Source organism: Methylobacterium sp., from assembly GCF_028290105.1.
In the GTDB taxonomy this organism is placed as follows: domain Bacteria; phylum Pseudomonadota; class Alphaproteobacteria; order Rhizobiales; family Beijerinckiaceae; genus Methylobacterium.
The window spans coordinates 1-6576 of the sequence record NZ_JAQGKL010000153.1; the positions used below are offsets into that span (position 1 = coordinate 1).

Sequence of the window (6576 nt, forward strand, 5' to 3'; positions counted from 1 at the left end):
CGAATCCGGAAGGATCCGTAGAGACCCGCCAGGTAGACCGGGGCGCCGTGCTGGTGGCTGGCGTTGTAGGCGAGCGGCCCGGCAAAGAAGGTCTGCGCTCCCTCCACGTGCCAGAGTGGGCCGAGCGGGGCGACGGGCGCAGCACGTTCGTACAAGCGGTGGCTCCTCCCGGCGCTGTAGACCGAAGCCAGCCAGTCCCGCGACCATCCTGACGGAACCGGGCGACCCGGAAAATCCCTTGCGATGACCGATCTCACCCGCCGTCACCTCGCCGCGACCGCGATCGCGGGCCTGATCGTGCCGAGCCCCGCGAAGGCACAATCTCCCATCGCGTTCCCGCAATCAGGCGTGAGGCAGGTTCGCCTCGGCACCTTCACGGTGACGACCCTGCTCGACGCGAACGTCATGATCGATGGCCCCTGGCCGATCGTAGGCGAGGATCGCGACAGGTCGGAGATGGACGCCCTCATGCGGGAGAACCGCCTGCCGCCCAGGCGCTTCAAATTCTGCTTCACGCCGACGATCGTCGGCACCGGGCGCGAAACCGTCCTGTTCGACACCGGCAATGGCGAGGTCGGGTTCGTTCCGCGCCCAGGCGGAGGACAACTCGCGTACCTCATCGCGCAGGCCGGCCTGACACCGGAGGGGATCGACATCGTGGTCCTGACGCACTGCCACACCGACCATATCGGCGGCCTGATGGAGGGCGGAAAGCCGCTCTTTCCCCATGCGCGCTACGTGGTGGGTGAGGATGAAGTCGCGTTCTGGAAGGATGACCGCCGCCTTGCCGCACCGGAGGAGAGCAACGAGTACAAATCGGCCCGCGTCTTCCGCAGCCATCTGCTTCCCATGCTGGACCGCATCCGCTTCGTGAAGCCCGGTGAGACGGTGGTGCCCGGCATCGAAGCGCTGGCCGCCTTCGGCCACACGCCGGGACACCTCGCCTTTCATGTCGAAAGCGATGGGCAGCGCCTGCTGATCTGGGGCGACTGCGCGCACCACGAGGTCGCATCGCTGGCACGGCCCGACTGGCATGCCCTGTTCGACATGGATAAGGATCGTGGCGCCAGCACGCGGCGCGCGATCTACGACATGGCCGCGACGGACCGGGTCCTCGTCGCCGGCTATCACACCTCGTTCCCATCGCTCGGCTACGTCACCCGCGACGGGCTCGGCTATCGCTGGATACCGCTGACCTACCAGCTCGATCGATGACGGGTCCTCGGTGCGCCGGTCACACGACCGCCGCCAAGGCCCTGTGGGGTATCCCCTCCAATACCGCCGGCTTCGGCCCGCCCGTCGCCCAGTCCAGCAGTTCCGCCGTGTGGACGATGGGGATGCGGGTCCCCTTACCGATCTGCGTCGCGCAGCCGATGTTGCCGGTGGCGATGACGTCCGGGCGCATACGCTCGATGTTGGCGACCTTCCGGTCCCGAAGGCGGTTGGCGATCTCGGGCTGGAGAATGTTGTAGGTGCCCGCCGAGCCGCAGCAGATGTGGCCCTCGGGCACGTCCTTCACGGTGAAGCCGGCGGTCTTCAGGAGGTTCTTCGGCTCGGTGCGGATGCCCTGGCCGTGCTGCATCGAGCAGGCCGAGTGATAGGCGACGACGAGGTCGGTCTCGAGGATCGGCGGCATCAGCCGGATGGTCGCCATGTATTCGGTGATGTCCTTGGCGATGCTCGACACCCGCAGCGCCTTCTCGGCATAGGCCGGGTCATCTCGGAACATGAAGCCGTAATCCTTGATCGTCGTGCCGCAACCCGAGGCCGTGACCAGGATCGCGTCGAGGCCGCCCCCGTCCATTTCGGCGATCCAGGCGTCGATGGTGCGCTTGGCCTGGGCATGGGACGAATCCGCCTTGCCCATGTGGTGGGTGAGCGCGCCGCAGCAGCCCTCCCCCTTGGCCTGGACGACCTCGACGCCGTGCCGGGTGAGGAGGCGGATCGCTGCTTCGTTGAAGTCTGGCCGCAGCACGCTCTGGGCACAGCCGCGCAGGAGCGCGACGCGGCCGGTGCGCGCGGGCGCGGTCTCGCCGTGAAGCGCGGCGCTGGCCTCCAGGGCGCGGGTCTCGGGCGGGAAGGTGCCGGGCCGGTCGGTGGGGTTGCGGTTCGGCAATTGCGCGGGGGCGAGGTCGAGCATCGCCGCGAGGCGGTTGCCGACGCGCGGCAGGCGCGCGACGAGGGGCCGGAACGGCACCCCGAGCTTGGCCCCGAGCAGCGCCAGTCGGAAGCGGTTCGGATAGGGCAGCACCAAGGCGAGGACTGCTCGTAGCAGGCGGTCGCTCAATGGCCGCCTGTAGGTCGCCTCGATGTGCTCCCGGGCGTGATCGACGAGGTGCATGTAATGCACGCCGGACGGACAGGTGGTCATGCAGGACAGGCAGGACAGGCAGCGGTCGACGTGCTTGACCACCTCCGGCACGGCGGGCTTACCGCCCTCTAGCATGTCCTTGATCAGGTAGATGCGCCCGCGCGGGGAGTCGAGCTCGTCGCCGAGCAGCAGGTAGGTCGGGCAGGTCGCGGTGCAGAACCCGCAATGGACGCAGGTCCGCAGGATTTTTTCCGACGCGGCCATGGCCGGGTCCGCGAGCTGCGTCAGGCTGAAGTTGGTCTGCACGGTGCGTCCTCGGGTCCACCCTCGCGCCGCTCGTCGGGCCGGGCTCGCGCCCCGATCCGTGTCGGCATCGTCGTTCTTGCGGCGTCAGTTTAGAGATAGTCGCATCTGATGTTGAGCCGGGGAACGGCCCGCGACAGCGCAGCGTACGAGACCCCACGCTTCGCCAGAACCGGCCCCGTCAGATGCCCGCATACATCCGGCCCGGATTGAACAGGCCCTTCGGGTCGTGCGCCGCCTTGATGCCGGCGGTGATCCGCATCAGTGGCTCGGAGAGCGGCTCGAAGACCGGCACCGCCGCCCGCACCGCGTCGGGTGCGCGCACCAGGGTGGCGTGCCCGCCCTGCGACTGTACGGCGGCGCGCACGATCTCGGCCCCGGCATCGCCGCTGGCCTCTGTGGCGAGCCAGACCAGACCGCCGCCCCAATCGTAGAACCAGCGGGCGTCGCGCCGCGCGCCGATCGCGGCCGTGATGGCGGGCCCGCGGGTCGGTGCCGTCGAAATGCGCCAGACCACGGCCTCGCGCGGTTCGGCGAAGGGGGTCGCATCGCGGACCCGCGTCCAGAGGGCGATCCCGGCCTGGCCCTCCACGATCTCGGGCTGGCCGAAGCGCTTGAGCAGCCCGCGCAATTCGCCGAGCCGGTAATCGATGGAATCCGAGAACCCCTCGATCCGCATCAGCGTCCGCGCCGCCCCACCGTCGATCCCGGCGGGCAGATGGGCCGCACCCGTCAATTCGAAGGGCGAGCCGAGGGCGGCGGAAAGGGCCGCGATGGCGCGGCCATCGTCGAGATCCGCATAGGCGAGGGTCGCGACCCGCTCCTGCACGGGCAGGACCTTGAAGGTCACCTCGGTGAGGAGGCCGAGGGTGCCCCAGGAGCCGGCCATCAGCTTCACGAGGTCGAGGCCGGTGACGTTCTTCATCACCCGGCCGCCGGACTTGATCGCCTCGCCTCGTCCGTTGACGAAGCGCACACCAATCAAGCTGTCGCGGGCGGCACCCGCATTGATGCGGCGCGGTCCGGAATTGTTGACGGCCGCCACGGCGCCGAAGGTGGGCTCGGCCGACGTACCCATGAGGGTCCGATGGTCCATCGGCTCGAAGGGCAGCATCTGCCCGCGCGCCGCGAGAAGAGCCTGGACCTCGGCGAGCGGCGTGCCCGCGCGGGCTGAAACCACCATCTCGGCGGGCTCGTAGAGGGTGATGCCCGAGAGCCTGGCACTGGACAGCGTCGCCTCGTCCTGGGCCGGCCGGCCGATCCCCGCCTTCGTCGCACCGCCGACCAGGCGCAGGCGCTCCTGTGTTCCGGCCGCCGCACGGACGATCTCGGCCGCCGCGCCCTCGTCGTGAGGCTCGTATGAACGCATCGTTTCCTGCCCGATCCGGGATGCTCTGCGGCACCCTCGACCCTGTTCTCGAAACGCCACCTTAGAGGACCGTGGCGCCGATGGCACCCGGCGCCCGACCCCTATTCGAGCCTGGCGGCTTTCGGCGCGGTCAGCTGCGAGAGGCGCGCCTCTGCGTGTCCCCGCAGGCCTGCGATGTCGAAGAGCCAGACGAGGACGCCGTAGACGACGATCCCGAGGGGAATGGAGAGGGCAAGGCAGCGCGCCGGCTCGATGTGGCGCAAGGGCACGAGGCAAAGCGCCATCGCCAGCGAGGCGATCCCGGCCGCGAGGATGTCCCACCACGGCAGGGACAGGCGGTCGGCGCCCGTCAATGCGCGCAGGGCGAGCAGCAGCGTGGCGGCACTCAGGCCCAGCGTCTGCGCGATGGCGACGCCCTCCGGCCCGAGGTGGGGCGGCAGCAGCCAGAGGCCGACCGCGTTGACGCCGAGACCCACGATGGCGGCGGCGATGACGGGACGGGTGCGGCGGCGGATCTGGAAGATCGGGTTCAGTGCGAAGTTCATCATCGCGAGGCAGAAGAAACCGGGGATCATCAGCCCGGCATAGGCCGCGAAGGGCCCGCGAAACGCCTCCGGCACGACCAGCGCCTGGAGCGCCGGCAGGATGGACCAGAACCCGACGGCGCAGGGCAGGAGCAGCGCCACCACGATTCCGACGTTGCGGCCGACCTGGGCTTCCGCCGCCGCCCGGCCGTCCTCCTCCTCGACCCGGACGGCGAGTTGGAACAGCAGGAGGTCGAGGGCGGTGCCGAGGGTGCCGATGCTGCGGGTGGTCACGTCGGCGGCGAGCGCGAAGTAGCCGGCCTCGGCGAGCCCGCCATGGGCCGCGATGCTGGCCCGGTTGATGAAGGGCAGGAGTTGATAGATCGCGTTGGCGGCGATCAGCGGAAGGCCGTAGGCGACGAAGAGCCGCCAGGTCTCGGTGAGGCGGACCCGCAGGCGGGGGCTGACGGGGTCACGCAGGGGCCGGCGCAGGATCGCGATTGCCAGCGCCTGGCTGATCCCCGCCGCCGCCAGCACCCAGACCGGCTGCGGGAAGAACCAGGCGGCGCCGGCCATCATCGCGAAGGAGAGGACGTTCTTGACCGCCACGAGCCGGAAGTAGAGCCCGCCGTCGAAGCGGGCCCGGGCGAGCGCGGCATGGTAGTCGAAGATGCCGATACCGAGGGCGGCCAAGGCCGCGCCGGCCGTGATCGCGAGGCGCCCCTCGGGCCCCGGCTCGATGACGATGCCGAGGGCCGCGCAGAGCAATGCGGCGGCGAACAGGCCCAGCCCGAAGACGGCGTAGGCGCGGTCGAGTCCCTGGCGGATCCAAGGCTCGTCGAGGCGCACGCGGACGGAGTAGAATCGCGTCGCTGAGAGGCGCAGCCACTCGAACAGGACGGTGTTGGCGACGATCGCCCCGGCGGTCGCCAGGGCGAACAGGCCGAAATCCGCCGGACCGAGCAGCTTTGCGATGAGCAGGCCGAGGACGAAGTTCAGCCCGGCATTGAGGACGAAGGCGGCGATCACGGCCATGGGGCGGACGGGTCATCCTCTGGCGCCGGTGTCTGGCAGCGATGCAGGGTACCGGTCTAGCGCGGGCTACGACAACATTCCGTCAACCGGTCACAACCAGCCCCGAATCCGAAAGAAAACGACCGGGATGATGGCGCTGATCAGGATGAGCGCGAGGCCGTAGGGATAGCCGTAGGCCCATTCGAGTTCCGGCATGTGCTTGAAGTTCATGCCGTACATCGAGGCGATCAAGGTCGGGGGTATGCCGACCACGGAGGCGACGGTGAGCACCCGGAAGGTGTTGTTCTGCTCGATGCTGATGAGCCCCAGCGTCGCGTCGAGGAGGAACTGCACGTTCTCCGACAACCGGATCTCGAACTCGTCGAGGGAAGCGATGTCGCGGCGCACGGCCTCGAAGCGCGGGACCTGCTCCTCGCCGAGGATGTTCTCGCACTCGTTGGCGACGAAGGGCACGATGCGTTCCAGGCCCAGCAGGCTGGAGCGGATCTTGCCGAGGGTCTTTCCGCGCCGGCCGATGCCGCGCAGGATCCGGCGCAAGGCCAGATCGCGTCGGCGCGGCGTCTGGCTCTGGAGTTTGGCGTCTCCCGCGATGCCGCCGCCGCGGACGTCGAAATCGAAGATCCGCGTGGACAGCGAATCGAGGTCCGCGCCCATGTCCTCCAGTGCGTCGGCCAAGCTGTCGACGAGTTCCTCCATCAGCAGGAGGAAGATCTCGGTGCTGGTGCTGCCGGGCCCGTCGCCGGTGTCGATGCGTTTCTTGACCTCGGCGAAGGCGCGCAATTCGTGGAAGCGTACCGTGACGAGGCGGTCCTTGGTCAGGACGAAGCCAAGGGGCTTCACCTGCGAATCCAGCTTGTCGAAGGTAATCATCGGGGTCGAGAGCGAGAAGCCGTTCTTCAGGCGCCGCAGCCGGCTCGAATTCTCGACCTCGCTCAGGGCCTTCCGCGAGGGCACCCGGATGCCGGTGGCGGCCTCGACGCGGCCCGCCTCCTCCGCGCTCGGGTCGTCGAGGTCGATCCAGACCGCGTGCGGCG

The 6576-nt window shown here is 69.2% G+C and carries 5 protein-coding genes; 1 reads left to right on the forward strand and 4 read right to left on the reverse strand.

From position 1 onward, the window contains the following. Positions 1–243: 243 nt before the first annotated feature. Positions 244–1215, forward strand: coding sequence for an MBL fold metallo-hydrolase (locus JWQ05_RS10950; protein WP_299658476.1), 972 nt, complete (start codon positions 244–246; stop codon positions 1213–1215). Positions 1216–1234: 19 nt separating this feature from the next. On the opposite strand, the gene JWQ05_RS10955 is transcribed toward JWQ05_RS10950, so the two are convergent. The 4 genes from JWQ05_RS10955 to JWQ05_RS10970 form a co-directional block, all read right to left on the reverse strand. Next, positions 1235–2617, reverse strand: a complete 1383-nt coding sequence (locus JWQ05_RS10955) for a heterodisulfide reductase-related iron-sulfur binding cluster (protein ID WP_299658477.1) — start codon at positions 2615–2617, stop codon at positions 1235–1237. A 178-nt stretch (positions 2618–2795) separates the two neighbouring features. Further along, positions 2796–3983, reverse strand: coding sequence for an FAD-binding protein (locus JWQ05_RS10960; protein WP_299658478.1), 1188 nt, complete (start codon positions 3981–3983; stop codon positions 2796–2798). A gap of 101 nt (positions 3984–4084) precedes the next feature. After that, on the reverse strand, positions 4085–5542 hold the full coding sequence (locus JWQ05_RS10965; RefSeq protein WP_299658479.1) for a lipopolysaccharide biosynthesis protein: 1458 nt from the start codon (positions 5540–5542) through the stop codon (positions 4085–4087). A 90-nt stretch (positions 5543–5632) separates the two neighbouring features. Beyond that, positions 5633–6576 (reverse strand): magnesium transporter CorA family protein (locus tag JWQ05_RS10970; protein ID WP_299658480.1); only part of this gene is annotated, 944 nt, incomplete at its 5' end.

What these genes read in the sequence shown, in the direction of transcription:
- JWQ05_RS10950 (WP_299658476.1), top strand. Translation starts at nt 244, where the DNA reads ATGACCGATCTCACCCGCCGTCACCTCGCCGCGACCGCGATCGCGGGC.
- JWQ05_RS10965 (WP_299658479.1), bottom strand. Translation starts at nt 5,542, where the DNA reads ATGGCCGTGATCGCCGCCTTCGTCCTCAATGCCGGGCTGAACTTCGTC.
- JWQ05_RS10960 (WP_299658478.1), bottom strand. Translation starts at nt 3,983, where the DNA reads ATGCGTTCATACGAGCCTCACGACGAGGGCGCGGCGGCCGAGATCGTC.